Origin of the sequence: Pseudarthrobacter sp. CC12, from assembly GCF_039907755.1 — a bacterium.
In the GTDB taxonomy this organism is placed as follows: Bacteria; Actinomycetota; Actinomycetes; order Actinomycetales; family Micrococcaceae; genus Arthrobacter; species Arthrobacter niigatensis.
Window position 1 is genome coordinate 1 of the sequence record NZ_JARDJH010000106.1, and the last position, 581, is coordinate 581.

General features: G+C 63.3%; 1 protein-coding gene. It reads right to left on the reverse strand.

Annotation, left to right across the window (positions count from 1 at the left end; genetic code table 11):
* Window positions 1-151: 151 nt before the first annotated feature.
* Window positions 152-562, reverse strand: coding sequence for a rhodanese-like domain-containing protein (locus PV772_RS23060; protein WP_347887713.1), 411 nt, complete (start codon window positions 560-562; stop codon window positions 152-154).
* Window positions 563-581 lie beyond the last annotated feature (19 nt).

The window sequence follows — 581 nt, forward strand, 5'->3', positions numbered from 1 at the left end:
GCAGCCGATCAGGTAGCTGGCCTGGGCGAGGTCTTCGTCGTAAATGCGCTCGATAAGCATCTGGTGCTCTCCTTCAGTTGAAAGGGGATTGGAAGGTTGTTCTGCAATCAGTATAGATACCCCCGGGGGTATCACGCAAGTGCACTGCGGCCTAGGTTCTCTTCCTGTGGAACGGCCTGGGGAGCAGGTGCAGGAGACCTGTGACGACACGGTTCCTGGCCGCCGGAGGCTGGTCTTCGGGGGCATGTTGATAGGTGACAGGGTGGCCAGCCCGGTACCACTCGGTGATTCCGCCGGCCACGTTGACCGCGGTGTATCCGCGGTCGGTGAGGATCCGTGCGGCCTGGCTGCTGCGTTTCCCTGATCCGCACAGCAGGTAGATGGTGGTGTTGGGCAGGTCCGCGAGCCGGGAGGGCAGTTCATCCAGGGGAATGTTCAGGCTCCCCGGAACATGCGCGGTGGCGTGTTCCTCCCGGCTGCGGACGTCCACCAGTGCGGCGCGGTGCCACGCTATGGCGAGTTCTTCTGCCGTGACAGTGCGGAAAGCGTGCTGGCCCGTCATGGTGTGTCAGGCGTGCTGG